Origin of the sequence: Nostoc sp. CHAB 5836, assembly GCF_020829445.1 — a bacterium.
Lineage (GTDB): Bacteria > Cyanobacteriota > Cyanobacteriia > Cyanobacteriales > Nostocaceae > Nostoc.
In genome coordinates this window covers 1-18,150 of record NZ_JAIVFV010000025.1, presented here as the reverse complement: position 1 = coordinate 18,150, position 18,150 = coordinate 1, and the positions used below count along the sequence as shown (strand labels likewise).

The following is an 18,150-nucleotide window of genomic DNA, read 5'->3' as shown; positions in this document are numbered from 1 at the left end:
AAGTCGGTAGACCTCTCCCCAAACCCCTCTCCGAGGCGGAGAGGGGCTTTGAAGATTGGCTCCCCTTCCCTCGTAGGGAAGGGGCTGTTCTTGTTAGGTCTGAGACCGGTTTGAGCAAAATAATTCACTTGTGCATACACCGTAGCTTAAAAAGGGGGAACCGGAATTAAAGTCCCCCAATTTATCCGAGGATTTAGGGGGATCTGGAACGTTTTGATACCTAAAATAGGACTTTTCAAACGTCCTATTAGAGGGTGAGCAAAAATCGATATATAAATAAGTGTAACCCATCCCCAATTCAACTATAATTTAAACAGAATAAATCGCTACAAATCAGCAATAAAAAATTAAAAATTAGGTGTATATCTTTAATATAAGGTGGCAATTTAATGAAGATTTCCACCGAGGGATTGTAAAACTTATATCTTCCGTTGGATACACTTTTCAATCTTTGGAGAGATGCTTTAAATAGCTAAATTCTACGATTCTGAGCTAAAGAGAGTTGGGTATTGCCATAGGTACAGACATAAATACTAAGAGTTGCTTCTCAAGAAAATCTTAATTCCCAAAATTTAAACTTAGTAGAAGGAAATACAATGTTCCAAAGTACGGAAATCATGGTGGGACTCTACAAACCACTGTTGTGGCTAGCACAGACTTCAGGAGATGCCTCAAACATCACGCCAGCACAGGCATCGGTTCTCACTTCCGGGCCGCGGTTTTTTGTGGCTTTAATCTCCGGCGTGATTCTAGCCTTTGCTTTCCAATTAGTTCTAACTAATCTCTCCCTTGCAGCCGGTATTTCCTACCTGGGGCACTCATCTGACTCGGATTCAGATAATGGGGAAGTGGGAAGTCTGGGCGGTAGCATTCGCAAAATCGGCACAGCAGTAGGGATTTGGACATTAGTCACTGTGACGATCGCCTTATTAATTGCTTCTTTTCTGGCAGTTAAATTGAGCCTTGTGATCTTAGACCCAGGATTGGGAGCAATTCTCGGTTTGGTGATTTGGGGTGCTTACTTTTTGCTTTTAGTTTGGGTAAGTTCCACCACCGTAGGTTCCTTAATTGGCTCAGTCGTCCATACAGCAACTTCTGGGTTTCAGGCGATTATGGGGACAGCCACGGCCGCACTAGGCGCAAAGGCTGTGAATAATCAAGTGGTAGCGACGGCTGAAGCCGCAGCCGCCGCTATACGTCGAGAACTAGGAAGTGCCATCGACCCTGTGAGTATCCGGGAGAATATAGAGGATTACTTAGAAAAGATACGTCCTCCAGAGCTAGATGTGTCAAAGATTCGCAGTGACTTTGAAAACTTACTCAACGACCCGCAATTAAAAGCGATCGCGGGAACTCCAGATATTCGCAACATCGACCGCCAAAAGTTCATCGAGTTAGTCAGCAGCCGCACCGATCTTTCCAAAAAAGATGTTAGCCGCATTGCTGATACGTTGTATAAAGTTTGGCAGCAAGTGGTAAGTCAACAACCACCCACCGAAGACCGTTTGGGTGAGTTAATGGATTATCTGAAATCACTCCCACCAGGACAAAGCAAGACAGATGAACTCAACGCCAAGCTGGATCGGTTAGTCGCTGAAACTCGTGATGCCAAAGAAACTCACCAAAAGGCAACTCCAGGGCCAATTCAAAGTACACTCCAGCAAGGACTATCTGCCTTAACCGGCATTGTTTTGGGACGGACAGATTTGCCTGATTTGGATGTAGAAAAAATCTTACGTAGCCTCACCACTGCCAAAGATCAAGTCACCGAACAAGCAGATAAACTAGGGTTGCCAACACCATCACAACCCTATAGCCCAATTCGGGCTGATGTCGAAAACTACCTGTACAATACTTATGCTTGGCAACTGAGTACAGAAAAAATTGCTCAGGAATTTCATGATGTGATCTACGACCCAGCAGCTGACCCTGGAATCGTTCGCAGGGAACTAGAACGACTATCACGCAACGATTTCATCAATGTTTTGCAACAACGGGGATTGCTTACTCAAGGTCAAATTCAGCGCATTGCAAATCAGTTAGAAGCTGTTCGCCAAGAAGTTTTAGTGACAGTGAAATCTGTCGAAGAAAGAGAGATAGTCCAAGACTTGCAACGCGCAGTCGAAAGTTATCTGCTGGTTACTCCGAAAGCAGATTTGACATCCGAAGGCATTGAGAAGAATTTCAAACCACTGTTGCAAGACTCAGAGGCAGATTATGAAACCCTGACATTGCGATTAGCGCACCTTGAACGGCAGGAAATTCGGGAGATATTGCTACAACGTAATGATGTCCAGTTATATGAAGTAGACAGCATTCTCGATGAGTTGGAAAAACAGCGCGATCGCGTCTTGGTAGAATCCAAAGGATTAGCAGAACAGGCACAATATCAAGCAGAAACCCTGTGGCTGAATGTAGAATCATATCTGCGTAACACTGGAAAATCAGAACTGAATCCTGATGCCATCCGCGCCGAGTTCAAAAAGCTACTGGAAGATCCTCAAGCTGGAATTACCTCAATTCGGGCACGCTTGTCTCGCTTTGACCGCGATACCTTGGTGCAATTGTTGAGTCAACGGCAAGATTTGAGTGAAGATCAAGTTAATCAAATCATCAATGCTGCTGAGGAGTCGTGGCATAATATTCGCCACACACCTCAAGCTGTGGTGGATAAAGCGAAAGAGCAATACGACTCTGTGACTACGACGATCGCAGATTACCTACGGAATACTGGTAAACAAGAATTGAACCCGGAAGGTATTCAACGAGATTTGACCAGATTGTTTGAAAATCCCAAAGAGGGAACTGTCGCCCTGCGCCGTCGGTTGTCCCAGGTAGACCGGGATACACTGGTGAAGTTGCTCAGTCAACGTCAAGACTTGAGTGAAGAACAAGTCAATGAAATCATTGATTCCACTCAAACTTCGATTCGCAACTTTGTGCGTGCGCCTCGTCGCCTAGCTACCCGTACACAGCAAAGAATGGAAACATTCAAAGGTTATCTGGAAGAGTATCTACGCCAAACTGGTAAGGAAGAACTGAATCCTGAAGGTATCAAACGCGACCTGCAACTCCTGCTGCACGATCCGCGAGTTGGGGTGGAAAGTTTTAGCGATCGCCTTTCCCACTTTGACCGTGATACCATCATCGCCCTGCTGAAAATTCGGGAAGATATTTCCGATGAAGAGGCGGCGCGGATTGCCGATAATATGGTGTCCGTAAGGGATCAATTGGTCGAACAAGTGCGGAACATCCAACGGGGCATTCAAGATGCAATTGACGGGGTTTTTGCCCGCATTCGTAACTATCTCAACTCCCTGGATCGCCCAGAGCTTAACTATGATAGTATTAAGCGCGATGTCCGCACATTTTTTGACGATCCCCAGGCGGGGTTTGATGCCCTGCGCGATCGCCTCTCCTCCTTCGACCGTGATACCCTAGTGGCAATCATGAGTTCTCGTGAGGACATCTCCGAGGAAGATGCTAACCGAATCATCGACCAAATTGAACGCGCACGCAATACAGTATTACAACGTGCAGAACGCCTACAGCATGAAGCCCAACGCCGCCTAGAAGAGGTGAAGCATCAAGCCCAGAGACAAGCAGAAGAAACCCGCAAAGCCGCAGCTACAGCAGCTTGGTGGTTGTTTGCTACAGCATTCGTCTCCGCCATTTTCTCTGCATTAGGAGGAGCGATCGCTGTAGTTGCGCAGTAGTTGAACAAGTTTTCTCCGCTAACTTTTAAGCCTCCCGGTATGGGAGGCTTTTCTATGTTTTGCAGATATTAATGGGGGAGATGGGGGAGATGGGGGAGAAAAATTGCTTCCTCATCCCCCTCATCCCCCTCATCCCCCTCATCCCCCTCATCCCCCTCATCCCCCTCATCCCCCTCATCCCCCTCATCCCCCTCATCCCCCTCATCCTCACTACACGCCATACTTCTTAAACCATGCCAAAAGGCGTTTCCAACCCTCCTTAGCTTCTTTCTCACGGTAGGAGGGGCGATAATCGGCAAAAAATGCGTGGGGGGCATCGGGGTAGACGATGATTTGAGATTTGCTCTTACCTGACTTGAGCCGATCGCGCATCTGATTTACTGTATCAAGGGGAATACCTGTATCCTTGCCACCATAAAGTCCGAGAACGGGGACTTTCAGCGCCGATGCAATATCAATAGGGTGCTTGGGTGTTAGGTCGGTAGAATCGCCCACGAGTCGCCCGTACCATGCCACACCTGCCTTCACCTTCGGATTGTGTGCTGCGTATAACCAGGTAATGCGGCCGCCCCAGCAGAAGCCTGTAATTGCCAATTTGTCGGCATTACCCTTAGCTGATTTCACTGCCCAGTCTACCGTAGCATCAAGATCGGACAATACTTGGGTATCTGGGACTTTGGCGACAATTGGGAGAATTTGGTCTATGGTGCTTAATTTCGAGACATCGCCTTGACGCACGAATAATTCGGGTGCGATCGCTAAATACCCCAACTTGGCAAAACGACGAGTGATATCCTGAATATGCTCGTGTACGCCAAAGATTTCTTGGATTACCAGAACAATTGGGAAATTGCTACCAGTAGCGGGTGCTGCTCTATAAGCAGGAATTTCGCCATCTTTGACGGGAATTTTCACTGCACCAGCCACCAATCCCTTAGCATCAGTGGTGATGACTCCGGCAGAAATTGGTTGTACTGCGAGGGCAAAACCCGTCGCTAAGGTCGCTGTTGCAATAAATTTGCGGCGTGTTATTTCTTGCATCATTTCTACCTTGAATTGGCGAAAACTTGATTGTTGGTTAACCGTACAGTACTATATAGATACTACGGTTTACTAATCAGTTTACTGCAATACTGGCTGCCTTTGCTACCTTTTCGCCTGTAGACAAAGAGCGATCGCGAACAAAACATAATCATTAATTAAAGCTTAAGCTGCCTTGAAGAATGAAACACGGTTAAGATGTTTACCTGATCATCGCTGACTAAATAGACGATTCGGTAACTACCAAAAATAATCTCTCGAATATCCTCTTGAGCGATTTCTGGTACTACACGCCCTGATAGCGGAAACTGTTGTAGACGTTCTACGGACTGAAATACCCTGTCTACAAATACCTGGGCAAAACTTGGTGCATCCCGTGCAATAAAATCGCCAATTGCTTCTACATCAGTTAAGGCTTGACTCGTCCAGCTTACTAATGCCATGTCTTGATCTGCTTTTTAGCTTCTGTATGTGAGATGGTATTACCAGTCTCAACTTCCTTTAAACCTTGATCAACTTTGTACAAGAAATAAAGACGTTCCATCACTTCCTCAAAAGTAACGTTTTGGGGCATTTCCTCTACTGCCTTGAGAACTTGATATTTTACAGTAGTATCTGCTGTCATTTTTATTCCCTTCAAGAGTTGACGGTGCTAATTTTAATTTAACACTTGGTATCACTGCTGAATAAAGAGCGATCGCCTTATTTTTACCGAGATATCCAATCTTCTCCACCAGCTAACTGGCTGAGATAATCGTCCATAATCGCTGGTAATTCTTTTGGTGAATAAGTATATGTTAAAGCCAGTAAACTGGTGGCTGTAGTTAAAATCTGGTTTTTATCTAGCATTGCTGACAACTGAGAGCGAGTAAATTTGCCATTCATCACTTCCTCACTGGCATCAGCGATCGCATCTTCAATCACTTCCTCTTCTATGAAATTTTCCCATTCATTGGAATTGACATAATAAGATGTTTGATTGTCTTTGAGGTTCACTTCTTTAATTTCACGGATGGCGTTACGAATCGAAGCAACCCAAGAATTTGTTAATCGTTTTTCTACTTGATTTTTAATCAGATGAATCAGCAAAATTCTTAAAAACGATTTAATCTGCCGCAGAATTGCCTTTTTACTCATTCCCTCTAATTCATCTACAATTGCCAAGGCATCTGCATAACGTCCTTCTAAAATACTCTTTTTGAGGTCGGTTAATTCCTGTGTCATTTTTCACCGCCTACCTGATTTCCAATCTTCTCCACCGGGTAACTGAGTTAAATTTTCAGCCACAACTGCGGGTAACTCCTTCGCTGAATAAGAATAAGTTAGCGCTAAAAACTTGAAAGCAGTCTGAATTATCTGGTTTCTATCTAACATTTCAGCCAGTTGGAATTGATTATATACTCCATTCATTACTTCATCGCTAGCATCAGCGTTGGCGTAGCCCGCCGCAGGCATCGCATCTTCAATCACTTCCTCTTCTATAAAATTATCCAATTCATCTAAGTTAATGTAGTAAGATGTTTTATTATCTTTAATATTCAGCTTTTTAATTTCTCGGATTGAATTCCGAATAGAATTTACCCAGGAACCAGTTAATCGTTGTTCTACTTGGTTCTTAATCAAATGAATCAGCAAAATGTTTAAATAAGCTTGGATATTTCGCAGAATAGCTTGTTTACTCATGCCTTCTAATTCATCAACAATTGCCAAGGCATCTGCATAACGTCCTTCCAAAATACTATTTTTCAGGTCGATTAATTCCTGTGTCATTTTTCACCGCCTACCTGATTTCCAATCTTCTCCACCGGGTAGCTGAATTAAATTTTCAGCCACAACTGCGGGTAACTCCTTAACTGAATAAGAATAAGTTAGCGCCAAAAACTTCAAACCAGTCTGAATAATTTGGTTTTTATCCACCATTTCAGCCAGTTTAAATTCATTGTGTATTCCATTCAAAACTTCCACACTGGCATCACGCACTGCTACTTCTATTTCATCTTCAATATAAGTATCCCATTCGTTTAAATTAATATAACAGGATTTTTTATTATCTTTCAGATTGAGTTTCTTAAGTTCTATCAGTGAATTCCGAATAGAAGCAACCCAAGAATTTGTTAATCGCTGCTCTAGTTGGTTCTTAATCAAATGAATCAGTAGAATCTTTAAATAAGCTTGGATATTCCGCAGAATAGCTTGTTTACTCATGCCTTCTAATTCATCTAAAATTGCCAAGGCATCTGCGTAACGTCCTTCCTGAATACAAGTTCTGAGGTCGATTAATTCCTGTGTCATTTTTATTAACCTCAAAATTTCATCATGCTAATTTCAATATAACAATCATTTATACTTCATTAATGGCAGGGTATCTTACCTACCATTAATAAAGCAATATTGTTTAAGTACGTTGCTGCGAAAAGACTCAAGTATGTTACGAAACGTAAATAAGCTTAAAATCCTTACTAATGACAAATGACCAATGACAAATGACAGCCTTAGCCAGTTAACTTTAATTGCGCCAACCTACTTACTTCTTTGCCTGTATCACTTGCAAACTACCACCTGCATATAAACTTGGCTCACCCACTTCAAAGCCAGTTTCAGTTAACAATCCAGCCAAATCAGTTTTCAACAATTCCCAAGCTGTTTCGGTCTCAAACAACAGCAAAAACACAGATACCCCAGGCCAAAATATCGGATTTGTCGGAGCGTGAAAATCCACTAGCGTAAACACTCCTCCCGGCTTCAGTACCCGATAAACTTCATTAATAATTTTTCGTAATTGCTGAGGCTGCATCTCGTGTAATGCAACGCTGGTATGCACTAAATCAAACACATGATCTGCAAATGGCATTTCCTCAGCAAAAGCTTCCACATAGGAAGCTAATGGTACATTTTGCCGCGCCCGTTGCAAAGACTTGGGTGAAGCGTCCAGCCCTGTTACATTTTGCGATAATCTTACCAAAAATTCCGTCGTTTGACCACTGCCGCAACATAAATCTAAGACCTGACTATCTGAGTGAATTGTTAAGCCTTGTAAAGCAAGTTGCCGAAAACGGGCTTCACCACCTACAGTTAAGGCTGCTAAACGCGAAATCCCATCATACAGCCACTGATAGCGGTAACTCCAATCCCTTAAAATTGTTGCCATTGCATATTTCCTTGCGATTAAGCTTTATATTTAATAAAGATATATTGTTAACATTAGTAAAAAACCTGAACAGATTGGGGGAAAGTAACTGCTATGGGTCGTGTAGGCGTCTTATTACTCAATCTCGGTGGCCCCGATAAGCTAGAGGATGTCGGGCCGTTTTTGTACAACCTATTTTCCGATCCGGAAATTATTCGCCTACCGTTTCGCTGGTTGCAAAAGCCCCTAGCCTGGTTTATTGCCACGCGCCGAACCAGAACATCTCAAGAAAATTATAAGCAAATTGGTGGTGGTTCCCCACTGCGGCGGATTACAGAAGCCCAAGGGGAAGCTTTAAAAGAACAGTTGGGTTATTTGGGGCAAGAAGCTAATATCTACGTGGGAATGCGTTATTGGCATCCCTATACAGAAGAGGCGATCGCCCAGGTTACCCAAGATCATATAGAACACCTGGTAATATTACCACTATATCCCCAGTTTTCTATCAGTACTAGTGGTTCTAGCTTCCGGCTTTTAGAAAAGCTTTGGCAAGAAGACCCAAAACTTCAACCCATTGATTACACTGTCATTCCTTCTTGGTACAAACAACCAGGCTATCTCCAAGCAATGGCACAACTCGTAGCCCAGGAACTTGAGCAGTTTCCTAACCCGAATGAGGTTCATATATTCTTTAGCGCTCACGGCGTTCCTAAAAGCTATGTTGAAGAAGCAGGCGACCCTTACCAGCAAGAAATTCAGGAATGTACTGCTCTAATTATGCAGACTCTCAATCGACCTAATTCCCACACTTTAGCTTACCAAAGTCGTGTCGGCCCAGTAGAATGGCTCCAACCCTATACTGAAGATGCCCTCAAAGAACTAGGCGCACAAGGCGTGAAAAATTTGGTTGTTGTGCCAATCAGTTTTGTCTCAGAGCATATTGAGACACTACAAGAAATAGATATTGAGTATCGGGAAGTAGCCGAAAAATCAGGAATTCACAACTTCCGCCGCGTACCTGCCCCTAATACCCATCCAGTATTTATTAATGCACTAGCCGAATTAGTGATTGATGCGCTGAGAAACCCCAGTTTCAAGCTTTCCCAAGCTGCCCAAATCAAAAAAATGGTAAAAATGTATCCTCAAGAGCGTTGGGAGTGGGGTCTGACCACTAGTGCTGAAGTCTGGAATGGTCGGATTGCCATGCTCGGTTTTATTGCCTTAATCATAGAGCTGATTACTGGTCACGGCTTGTTACATATGATTGGAATTTTGCAGTAAAGGGCGTTGGGTAGGGGGGGATGAGGGAGATGAGGGAGATGAGGGAGATGGGGGAGCATTAGTGTCAACTTAAGCTAAAAGTAGCTTAACTCACACGCCTCGAACTAAAGTTCTTTGGCTTTTAGCTAAAGTCTACTGAAGTAGACCAAAGATTTTTGGCTATATTTTAGTCATCTCTGAGATGACTTTCGCTATTAGCAAGGAACTTCAGTTCCTTGCGGGACATAGGTTTTACGTTAAGTTGACACCTATGGATGAGGAGACAAGGGGACAAGAAGATAAACAAAACTCCTCACTCTTAAGGAATGTGGAGTGAACTTAGAGCCAGGGCGAAGGTCATTCGCGGCTACACAGGCTTTCGTCCGCCTGCGCGGACTAAGGTCAAATCAAGGTTTTGAAACCCAGGTCGGTGGGTGAGAGTTTGTGTAGACGCGGTTTCTAACCGCCCGTTTCGCGTTAAGTTGACTATGGGTGTACCTGACGTCAACGAGAACTGCTATATTTTACCATCTCACTAAGTAGGTCGGCGCAATTAAAGATAACTGGTGATGGCTGTCATTTGTCCTTTGTCATTCGTCCTTGGTAAGGGTTTCAAGCCTGTTTACGTTTCGTCAGTCACATAGTTTGATTTATTTTCACCGACTTACTTAGTTTTGCACTTTATTTAATCTGCATTCCTAACTATTAATTCAGCACTTTTTGCCCTATTCCCTATTCCCTAGTTAGTGATACCAGTCATACCATTGTTTCGCACTATGAATTGCAAACCAAAGCAGTATTAAAGCAATTAATCCTCCTTGCCAGGGGGCATCAAAGGCAAAAAGTACTAGAGCAATACATAAGGTATCTTGAAGAAAGACTGCCCACAATGGTAAGCCACGTAACCGATAGAACCAACCAACTTGAACTAGCTGGAGTACCAAAGCTAATAAACCTCCAATTAAAGCAATTAGCCAGTTTGGCGTTAGCGTTGGGGTAGCTACTCCTAACCCCATAATTGCGCCCACCAAGGGAGACATGAATAACTGAACTAGTTGGAGCAATCTTTGCCCCCATACTTTTTTTGGGGCTAATAACTCAATTAATGACCAACTGGTGAGGCAGCCGAATAATATTGGTGGATAAATGTAAGATAAAATTGGAACTTGTGACCATAGGTTAGTACCCTGCAACAATCCAATAATCAGCAGAGGTGTACCTATTCTCATTCCTGCTGCCGCAGATGCAGAAAGTGTGGCTAGGATTTCAATCATTAAGGCACTGGTCGCACTAATAAGTAAGTATTTGTTGTATATACTACCCAGTGTGGGCAAGAATTCCAGCATCAAACAGATTAGACATCTGGTGAAATTAAATATGCGTTATCCAGAACCCTTGTAAGTAGAGCGACGCAAATAAAGCTAACTAGCTAAGGCTGTCATTTGTCATTTGTCCTTCGTCATTATATAAGGGTTTAAGGTGTATTTACGTTTCGTAATATAGTTTGGTTTATTTTTGCCGACTTACTTATAGACGTAGCAGTGCTACTTCTATACAATTCTTTTTCACTCCTATGTCTATTGCAATGCTAGATGTTGTTGGTATCTTTATATATCTTTTTCGATAATATCTGCGTATTTTTTGGGTAATATCATGTCCGGTTAATCAAGCTGAATAAAAAATTTTCGTAGTCACGACTTTAGTCCTGGCTTTGGGGACTGAAGTCCCCACTACAAACTGTTTATTATGGGTGATTTGGCAAAAATCATATAACAAGTAATTTACTTGTAGTAAGCGCTTAAGCGCTCACTACAAGTAAATTAATCCTAAATACCCAATCGTTGGTAAACTTCTTCTAAATGCCGCAGATGTTGCTGGGGGTCGAAACACACTTCTAGTTCTGCTGGAGACAACTTTTGGCTAACGCGCGGGTCTTTGCTAATCAAGTTTTGAAAGTTGCCTTCTGGCTTGTTCCAAGCGGTGTGAGCGCTTTCTTGAACGATCGCATAAGCCTCTTCTCGGTTACTTCCCTTGTCTATCAAAGCCAGTAGCACTTTTTGGCTGAACACAACGCCGCCATAACAATTGAGATTCCGTTTCATGTTATCAGGATAGACCAACAGGTTTTTCACCAAGTCGGTTATTTCTATTAGCATAAAATGCGTCAAAGTGCAAGCATCTGGCAAAATTACCCGTTCTACAGAACTGTGGGAAATGTCCCGCTCATGCCATAGGGCAACGTTTTCTAAAGCTGCACCAGCATGACTTCTGACCAGTCGTGCCATTCCTGTCAGCCGTTCCGAACGGATGGGATTGCGCTTGTGTGGCATTGCTGAGGAACCTTTTTGACCTTTGGAAAAGAATTCTTCAACTTCCAAAACGTCTGTTTTTTGCAGATTGCGAATTTCTACAGCAAAGCGTTCGATGGATGCCGCTACCAAAGCTAATTGTTGCACGTAGTCGGCGTGGCGATCGCGGGAAATAACTTGGGTTGATGCCGTATCGGGTTGGAGTCCGAGTTTTTGGCAGGCGATCGCTTCTACACGCGGTTCAACATTGGCATAGGTTCCCACTGCACCGGAAATCTTACCTACGGCGATGGTTTTGCGGAGTATTCTCAAACGTTCTTGGTGTCGCAACACTTCTGCTAACCAACCAGCTAGTTTGAAACCAAAAGTAATTGGTTCAGCGTGAATACCATGCGATCGGCCAGCCATCACTGTATGACGATGTTCTCGTGCTTTTTGGCGAATTACCTCAATCAAATTTTCCAGACGTTGCAATAATATATCAAGGCTGGTAACCAATTGCAGTGCTAAAGCTGTATCCAAAATATCTGAACTAGTTAAACCCAGGTGAATATAGCGTCCAGCATCACCCACATATTCGTTGACATTTGTCAAAAAAGCGATAACATCGTGGCGAACTACAGCTTCAATTTCCAGTACCCTATCGGGGTCAAAATCTGCCTTGGCTTTAATTTCCTCAACCGCCTGAGATGGAATGTAACCAAGTTCAGCTTGAGCCTCACAAACAGCAATTTCGACTTGCAGCCAAGTTTTTAGTTTATAGGCTTCACTCCACAGATTAGCCATTTCGGGCAAAGTATAACGCTCAATCACAGTTTGGCACAGAATACAACCGTCATATTTTACAGTTTAATTAATGTGGATCGCTTTTTAACACAACTTTTTGCTCAGGGACGGAAGCAGTTTTTGAATCCGACGTGATGATGCTAATCGTCCCGTCAGCCTCCATATATGCCAACTTCACATCAGCCAAAAATTCCACACCTTGCTGACGTAACTTGCTCATCAACTCATCATCTGTAATTAACTCTCGTTGCAGATGGCGCTGAATCATCTGACCATTTTTTACCAGTAGCAAGGGTGGCGGATTCAGGAAACGTTGGAACTGGGGAAGTTTGTAGCCCAACCAGTTCAGTAAGTAACTCCAAAAAATCACTGTTCCGACCAGGATAGCGCCTTCAGTAATCGATGTGTAATTACTTGCCATAGCATTTTGAGCAGCTTCAGCAAATAGCACAACTACAAGTAAATCAGTAATTCCTAGTGTTCCTAATTGTCGGCTAGGAAGCAGGCGTAAGACTGAGAACAGCGCTAAGTAGACTAGCGACCCGCGAATAATCAACTCAAAGATGCTAATACTAGGAACAAAAATTGCTCGCCAATCGATAAAAAACCATTTTTCTACTAACACTGATTTTCTTCCTTTTTGAATAGAATTCTGGAAAAAATCCAGTATAAAACCCGAAGAACCCCACCCCGTTAAAATAATTCGTAATACCTCGACTTACTTCGACTACGCTCAGTACAAGTCGCTCGGCACAAGTTCGTAACAAATGACAAATGACAAATGACAAATGACATAAACAATAAATTTCCAGCAATCAAGGATTAAAATCGCTGATTTTTTCTTCTTTTTTTTAAGCGTTTGGGCTTTCTAAAATACTGAAAGAAGCGATTAATAAAGCGAGAATATGGCTTTTTGTTAGTGGATATTTGTCCTGTTGGGGCTTTGTCATTATCATTTGTATTTTTAGATAAAGGTATGGCATTTTTGGTTGGGACTATCCCGCTTCCATATCTTCGAGAATAAACTTGGGTAAATTCAGCACCAAAGAAAAGAATCTGTGCAGCATAGTTAACCCAAGCCAAAATTACCACCAACGACCCAGCAGCACCATAGGTTGATCCAAAACTGCCATTACCTAGATATTGTCCTAATAAAAATCTACCAATAGAAAACAAAACTGAGGTGAGAGCCGCTCCAATTAAGACATCACTCCAAGCAATTTTGACATCTGGTAGAACTTTAAAAATTAGTCCGAACAGGAATGTAGTGATGGTAAAAGAGAGGATGAAATTGAGAATCTGCCAGATGAAATCGACCCCTGGTAACAAGTTGCTAAAGTATGTTACTAATGTTGTTAATGCCGTACTAATTACCAAAGAGACTAAAAGTAGAAAGCCAATCCCGATCACCATTGCAAAGGACAAAAAGCGTAGGCGAATCACGTTATTTATGCCACGTCCAGGTTTGGGTTTAACTTCCCAAATCGTGTTCATCGCATCTTGCAACTCAGTAAATAAGCCTGTAGCACCCAATAGCAGAACTACAACGCTAACTATAGAAGCGATCGCTCCTGTTTGTGGTTTATTAGCATTTGTGATCGCTGTTTGGATGAATTGGGCGCCATCTTTACCGACTAAGCCTTGAATTTGTCCGACGATTTGACCCCTTGCCGCTTCTTCTCCAAATACTGCGCCTGCGATCGCAATTACAATAATTAGCAATGGTGCAATCGAAAAAATCGTGTAATAAGCTAACGCTGCCGCTAACCTTGAGGCTTTATCCTCATTCCATTCTTTGAATGTCTCTTGTAATAATTTCCAAATCGCCTGCAAATTCATCCAATCAGTCTCCTTAAGGGATGGCGCTTACTTCCTGATATATTGGATACTTATTTCATAAGTAGAGGCATCCTCCCAAGGGTGTTCGTGCAGTGTTCTTGAGGAGGAATTTAGAATTTTAACGCGGTGTGCAACTTTGTCTCAAACCTAACCCCCAACCCCTTCCCTTGTAGCGTTGGGGAGCAAAACTAAAGCCTTTCGACCCTTTCTTTGCCTAACGAAGTCCACCTGCATGGACTAAGAAAAAAATAACCGCCCTTTCACTGCATTCTATCGATTGTGCGATACTGAATCGCTTCTGCTACATGATTGGTCTTTAGCTCATCTTCTGCGGCTAAATCTGCAATAGTCCGTGCTACTTTGAGAATGCGATCGCTTGCTCTTGCCGATAAACCTAATTTTCTAATGGCTGCTTCTAATAAATTGCGACTAGGATCATCTAACTTGCACCATTTCTGGAGATGACGACTTTGCATATGGGCATTGCAACGCAGATTTGCTTCTTGTTGGAAGCGGGTAATTGCGCGATCGCTTGCTTGTTGAACTCGTTGGCGTACTGATGTTGATGCTTCTCCTGTAGGTTGTTGGGTAATTTCTTCTGGTTTCAAGCGATTCACTGCAACTTGTAAATCAATTCGATCCATCAACGGCCCAGAAAGTTTTGACCAATATTGTTCACGTTGGCGGGGAGAACAGGTACATTGTTGGATGGTATCGCCATAGTAACCGCATGGACAGGGATTGGTACTCGCTACCAAAGTAAACTGCGCGGGAAACGTTACCGATAGTTTGGTGCGGGAAATTGTCACGTAACCATCTTCTAAAGGTTGGCGCAGAAATTCTAAAACATCTCGTTTAAATTCTGTTAATTCATCCAAGAAAAGCACACCTCTGTGAGATAATGATATCTCTCCAGGACGAGGGAAGCTACCACCACCCACCAGAGAAGGCCCCGATGCAGAGTGGTGGGGACTGCGAAAAGGGCGATCGCGTACTAATGAACCACGATTTTTCAATAAACCAGCTACCGAATGAATGCGAGTCACTTCCAAAGATTCGGCAAAACTCAGGGGCGGTAAAATTCCCGGCAAGCGCCGTGCTAACATGGTCTTCCCACTACCAGGCGGCCCAACAAAAATGAGATTATGCCCACCAGCCGCCGCAATTTCTAAAGCACGACGCCCATGAGCTTGTCCTTTCACCTCATGCAAATCTGCGCCAGGGTAAGATACTGTTGCGATCTCCGTTGTGCCATCTATCTGCACAGGTTTGTAACGTCCCGGATTATTTAAAAAATCCACCACCTCAGATAGATGTTTGCAGCCGTAAACAGCTAAATCTTCAACCACTGCTGCTTCTTGAGCATTATCAGCAGGGAGAACTAAACCTGCAATTCCCATGTTTTGGGCTGCTGCTGCAATGGGTAATACACCAGCCACGGGGCGCAAACTGCCATCTAAAGAGACTTCGCCCAAAAATAGATAATCTCCCAACAAATCAGCGCTAACTTGCTCAGAAGCCGCCAAAATTCCCACACTAATCGGCAAATCGAAACAGGGGCCTTCTTTGCGTAAATCTGCCGGAGTTAAATTGATCACAATTTTCCGCATGGGAAAGGCGAAACCTGCATTTTTTAGCGTTGCTTTGACTCTTTCTCTGGATTCTTGAATCGCTGAATCTGGTAGTCCTAAGACAACAATTCCCGGTAATCCCCCTGACACATCGACTTCTACGCCTACTTTGACGGCATCGATGCCTACAATTGATGCACTCCAGACTCTGGCAAGCATTGCTTCTATAAGAGTATTCCAATAGATATCTCTAGCAGATGAATTGGTAGATTGGCATTAGTAAAACTACATAGACAATTTTTTGGAATTAAGGCTAGTGAACAATGTGAAAACGGTAGAATACGCCCAAATAACTAATGATGCTGCGATAACTTAACCAGACTGACGCCAATCTATCGGTGCTTCGATATAATCAGGTAGACGAGTGGTGCGATCGCCAAGTGCCTCTTTAATCTGCTGCAACTCTAAGTTTTTCGCTCCTGTCAAAATTGTCCCTTCTAGTTTGACATCATTGAGGTTAGTCTCGCAAAAGTTAGCTCCCATCAGGTTCGCCTGAGTCAGGTTAGCTTGATAAAAAGTTGCCCGATGTAAGTTTGCTCCGATCAGGTTCGCCTGATACAGGTCAGCTTCCGTTAAGCTGGCTTCTGAAAGGTTGGCAAAATAGACTTCTGTTTGATGAAGTTTGGCTGCGTTCAAGTTAGCCCCTGAAAGATTAGCACCATTTAAGTTAGCCCCGCACAGATTAGCACCAATCAAACCCGTTTGTTGCAGGTTGGCTTTACCCAATTTTGCTCCTTGCAAGTTAGCTAAAAACAATTTTGCCCCTGAGAGGTTGGCAACTTTTAAGGTTGCTTGTTGCAAGTTAGCTTTATAGAGGTTCGCCCCTTGGAGATTAGCTGCACGCAGACTTGCTCCAGATAGGTTGGCTGACCGCAGGTTTGCCCCAGAGAAGTTGGTACGATTGAGGTTAGCCCAACAAAGGTTCGCTCCACACAAGCTAGCTTTTTCTAATTTGGTTTCATAGAGAATAGACCTAATGAGTTTAGCGCCACTAAGGTCTGCTTCGCTCAAGTCAGCCCCACGTAAGTCAGCCCCACTCAAGTCAGCCCCACGTAGGTCAGCTTGTTGCAGGTTAGCTTTTAGCAGATCTGCTAGTCTAATATCAGTGTTACGTAAATCAAGTTTTTGATCTTTTGGGTCTTCGAGTAAATTACGCCTGCCGATAACACTTAGAGCTGCTTGAATATCAGTGCGTATTTTTGGCAATTCTTCATGAAGGTTTTGCTCCAACTGCTGTGTCCGACGCGACTCACTTCTACGCCTACTTGAAGAAATTGCTCCAAGATATTCCGGCTTTTGTTGTTCCCGTTTTACCTGCTGGATAGGTGCATTCTCTCGCACAAAGGCAGTGAGAATTTCCATAATTGTCCAGTGTTCTTTAGGAAAATCCTGAGCAACCCTTTCTAATGCATAAATTGCGCCTGTTCGGGTTTCAACTTTTTTATGCCCAAGCTGGCCAATTGCGCCCATAAAGCGCTCTGCAATCAACCTGTCTTGATTGAGTTTAGCATTTTGAAGACCAATTTCGATATTTTTCTCAGCTGCGATCGCATTTTTCTGCATCGCTTGGGCACGCCTTGCTGTATAATAAGTATTAAATATTGCAGCCGATGCTAGAAAAACTATTGCAGTAGTTGTTAATGCTTGGTTTCTATACTGAATTTTTTCCTGAATTGACAATTGTTTTATACTAGACAATACGAAAAAAATTACAGTCAAGGAGAAGCCAAATATAACTGTTATAGTTATCAACCAATTCAACACAGCATCTGTCTTTTTAGAAGACATGGTAAAGATTTTCCTTACAACCTAGAATTATTACGTAGATGTTGGGGAAAAGTAGTATAGCATTTAGCAGAAAATTATAATAGTTGTCAACACAATTCGCAATTCGCTTTTTCGCCCATTCGCAATTAATGCCCCAGGATAAATCCTGGGGCTTGAACCTATGTCATAGCAGAAATAAACCACCCATTGCAAATCATATTAGGGACTTCCAAGAAATAAATTACCCAAGTAAACGAACCACAGAGCCACAGAGAACACAGAGAAATGAGGAGGAGAGAGTTTTTTGAGTATTTTTTTATTTGGAAGTCCCTTAGTGCTTTACTCAGAGAATTTGGTTTCTCTGAGGTTTGCCCCATCGAGTATGGCATCATTGAGAATTGCCCCATGCAACTCAGCTAGATATAAACTTGCACGACGCAGGTTAGCTCCAGAAAGGTTAGCTCTTTTTAGGTTGGCTGCACTGAGGATTGCTCCTTCTAGGTTGGCTAGATATAAGTTAGCTCCTTCTAAGTTCACTGCACTAAGTATTGTCCCTGCTAGATTAGCTTCTCTGAGATTTGCCCCAGCAAGATTAGCTTGATAAAAATTTGTCTGCTCTAAGTTCGCCCCATTCAAGTTTACTCCTCTCATGTCCGTGTAGCTCAAATCAAGTT

The 18,150-nt window shown here is 43.1% G+C and carries 17 protein-coding genes; 2 read left to right on the top strand and 15 right to left on the bottom strand.

The genetic code is table 11. From position 1 onward, the window contains the following. The first annotated feature begins 596 nt into the window (after positions 1–596). Positions 597–3,716 (top strand): MFS transporter, encoded by a 3,120-nt coding sequence (locus tag LC605_RS07670; protein WP_229546968.1) that lies wholly within the window; start codon positions 597–599, stop codon positions 3,714–3,716. A gap of 68 nt (positions 3,717–3,784) precedes the next feature. Here the strand turns inward: LC605_RS07670 and LC605_RS07665 are convergent, their stop codons facing one another. The 8 genes from LC605_RS07665 to LC605_RS07630 all read right to left on the bottom strand — a co-directional run bounded on the left by LC605_RS07665 (position 3,785) and on the right by LC605_RS07630 (position 7,905). Continuing rightward, complete coding sequence (locus LC605_RS07665) at positions 3,785–3,937, bottom strand: hypothetical protein (RefSeq protein ID WP_229546967.1); 153 nt, start codon at positions 3,935–3,937, stop codon at positions 3,785–3,787. Then, entirely contained in the window at positions 3,927–4,757 is an 831-nt protein-coding gene (locus LC605_RS07660) for a dienelactone hydrolase family protein (protein WP_229547002.1), read from the bottom strand. The genes LC605_RS07665 and LC605_RS07660 overlap by 11 nt, the downstream gene beginning before the upstream one ends. A gap of 158 nt (positions 4,758–4,915) precedes the next feature. Further along, complete coding sequence (locus LC605_RS07655; protein WP_229546966.1) at positions 4,916–5,200, bottom strand: type II toxin-antitoxin system RelE/ParE family toxin; 285 nt, start codon at positions 5,198–5,200, stop codon at positions 4,916–4,918. Next, a complete protein-coding gene (locus LC605_RS07650) occupies positions 5,191–5,382 on the bottom strand; it encodes a hypothetical protein (RefSeq protein ID WP_229546965.1) in 192 nt (63 codons plus the stop codon). The genes LC605_RS07655 and LC605_RS07650 overlap by 10 nt, the downstream gene beginning before the upstream one ends. A gap of 83 nt (positions 5,383–5,465) precedes the next feature. Then, positions 5,466–5,981, bottom strand: coding sequence for a DUF29 family protein (locus LC605_RS07645; protein WP_229546964.1), 516 nt, complete (start codon positions 5,979–5,981; stop codon positions 5,466–5,468). A 3-nt stretch (positions 5,982–5,984) separates the two neighbouring features. Beyond that, positions 5,985–6,527 carry a DUF29 family protein gene (locus LC605_RS07640; protein ID WP_229546963.1) on the bottom strand — a complete coding sequence of 181 codons (543 nt, stop codon included), beginning with the start codon at positions 6,525–6,527 and terminating at the stop codon, positions 5,985–5,987. Positions 6,528–6,530: 3 nt separating this feature from the next. Then, positions 6,531–7,049 carry a DUF29 family protein gene (locus LC605_RS07635; protein ID WP_229546962.1) on the bottom strand — a complete coding sequence of 173 codons (519 nt, stop codon included), beginning with the start codon at positions 7,047–7,049 and terminating at the stop codon, positions 6,531–6,533. Positions 7,050–7,281: 232 nt separating this feature from the next. Continuing rightward, positions 7,282–7,905: a class I SAM-dependent methyltransferase gene (locus LC605_RS07630; protein WP_229546961.1), complete on the bottom strand. Its 624-nt coding sequence runs from the start codon at positions 7,903–7,905 to the stop codon at positions 7,282–7,284. 93 nt (positions 7,906–7,998) lie between these two features. Between LC605_RS07630 and hemH the strand changes: the two genes are divergently transcribed. Continuing rightward, positions 7,999–9,165 carry a ferrochelatase gene (gene hemH / locus LC605_RS07625; protein WP_229546960.1) on the top strand — a complete coding sequence of 389 codons (1,167 nt, stop codon included), beginning with the start codon at positions 7,999–8,001 and terminating at the stop codon, positions 9,163–9,165. Positions 9,166–9,887: 722 nt separating this feature from the next. Here the strand turns inward: hemH and LC605_RS07620 are convergent. From LC605_RS07620 to LC605_RS07590, 7 genes are all read right to left on the bottom strand, one after another. Then, on the bottom strand, positions 9,888–10,418 hold the full coding sequence (locus tag LC605_RS07620; RefSeq protein ID WP_229546958.1) for a DUF4126 domain-containing protein: 531 nt from the start codon (positions 10,416–10,418) through the stop codon (positions 9,888–9,890). Positions 10,419–10,970: 552 nt separating this feature from the next. After that, positions 10,971–12,266, bottom strand: a complete 1,296-nt coding sequence (purB, locus tag LC605_RS07615) for an adenylosuccinate lyase (protein WP_229546957.1) — start codon at positions 12,264–12,266, stop codon at positions 10,971–10,973. 40 nt (positions 12,267–12,306) lie between these two features. Then, positions 12,307–12,864, bottom strand: coding sequence for a DUF421 domain-containing protein (locus LC605_RS07610; RefSeq protein ID WP_229546956.1), 558 nt, complete (start codon positions 12,862–12,864; stop codon positions 12,307–12,309). Between the two features lie 197 nt (positions 12,865–13,061). Then, complete coding sequence (locus tag LC605_RS07605) at positions 13,062–14,078, bottom strand: YihY/virulence factor BrkB family protein (protein WP_229546955.1); 1,017 nt, start codon at positions 14,076–14,078, stop codon at positions 13,062–13,064. 260 nt (positions 14,079–14,338) lie between these two features. Beyond that, positions 14,339–15,868: a YifB family Mg chelatase-like AAA ATPase gene (locus LC605_RS07600; protein WP_229546954.1), complete on the bottom strand. Its 1,530-nt coding sequence runs from the start codon at positions 15,866–15,868 to the stop codon at positions 14,339–14,341. A 153-nt stretch (positions 15,869–16,021) separates the two neighbouring features. Continuing rightward, positions 16,022–17,497, bottom strand: coding sequence for a pentapeptide repeat-containing protein (locus LC605_RS07595; protein ID WP_229546953.1), 1,476 nt, complete (start codon positions 17,495–17,497; stop codon positions 16,022–16,024). Positions 17,498–17,815: 318 nt separating this feature from the next. Next, on the bottom strand, positions 17,816–18,150 hold a 335-nt coding region (locus LC605_RS07590), incomplete at its 5' end, for a pentapeptide repeat-containing protein (protein WP_229546951.1).

Bases quoted from the DNA above. Each gene is read 5' to 3' on its own strand.
- LC605_RS07670 (WP_229546968.1), top strand. From the start codon at position 597: ATGTTCCAAAGTACGGAAATCATGGTGGGACTCTACAAACCACTGTTG.
- LC605_RS07665 (WP_229546967.1), bottom strand. From the start codon at position 3,937: ATGGCGTGTAGTGAGGATGAGGGGGATGAGGGGGATGAGGGGGATGAG.
- LC605_RS07660 (WP_229547002.1), bottom strand. From the start codon at position 4,757: ATGCAAGAAATAACACGCCGCAAATTTATTGCAACAGCGACCTTAGCG.
- LC605_RS07655 (WP_229546966.1), bottom strand. From the start codon at position 5,200: ATGGCATTAGTAAGCTGGACGAGTCAAGCCTTAACTGATGTAGAAGCA.
- LC605_RS07650 (WP_229546965.1), bottom strand. From the start codon at position 5,382: ATGACAGCAGATACTACTGTAAAATATCAAGTTCTCAAGGCAGTAGAG.
- LC605_RS07645 (WP_229546964.1), bottom strand. From the start codon at position 5,981: ATGACACAGGAATTAACCGACCTCAAAAAGAGTATTTTAGAAGGACGT.
- LC605_RS07640 (WP_229546963.1), bottom strand. From the start codon at position 6,527: ATGACACAGGAATTAATCGACCTGAAAAATAGTATTTTGGAAGGACGT.
- LC605_RS07635 (WP_229546962.1), bottom strand. From the start codon at position 7,049: ATGACACAGGAATTAATCGACCTCAGAACTTGTATTCAGGAAGGACGT.
- LC605_RS07630 (WP_229546961.1), bottom strand. From the start codon at position 7,905: ATGGCAACAATTTTAAGGGATTGGAGTTACCGCTATCAGTGGCTGTAT.
- hemH (WP_229546960.1), top strand. From the start codon at position 7,999: ATGGGTCGTGTAGGCGTCTTATTACTCAATCTCGGTGGCCCCGATAAG.
- LC605_RS07620 (WP_229546958.1), bottom strand. From the start codon at position 10,418: ATGATTGAAATCCTAGCCACACTTTCTGCATCTGCGGCAGCAGGAATG.
- LC605_RS07605 (WP_229546955.1), bottom strand. From the start codon at position 14,078: ATGAATTTGCAGGCGATTTGGAAATTATTACAAGAGACATTCAAAGAA.
- LC605_RS07600 (WP_229546954.1), bottom strand. From the start codon at position 15,868: ATGCTTGCCAGAGTCTGGAGTGCATCAATTGTAGGCATCGATGCCGTC.
- LC605_RS07595 (WP_229546953.1), bottom strand. From the start codon at position 17,497: ATGTCTTCTAAAAAGACAGATGCTGTGTTGAATTGGTTGATAACTATA.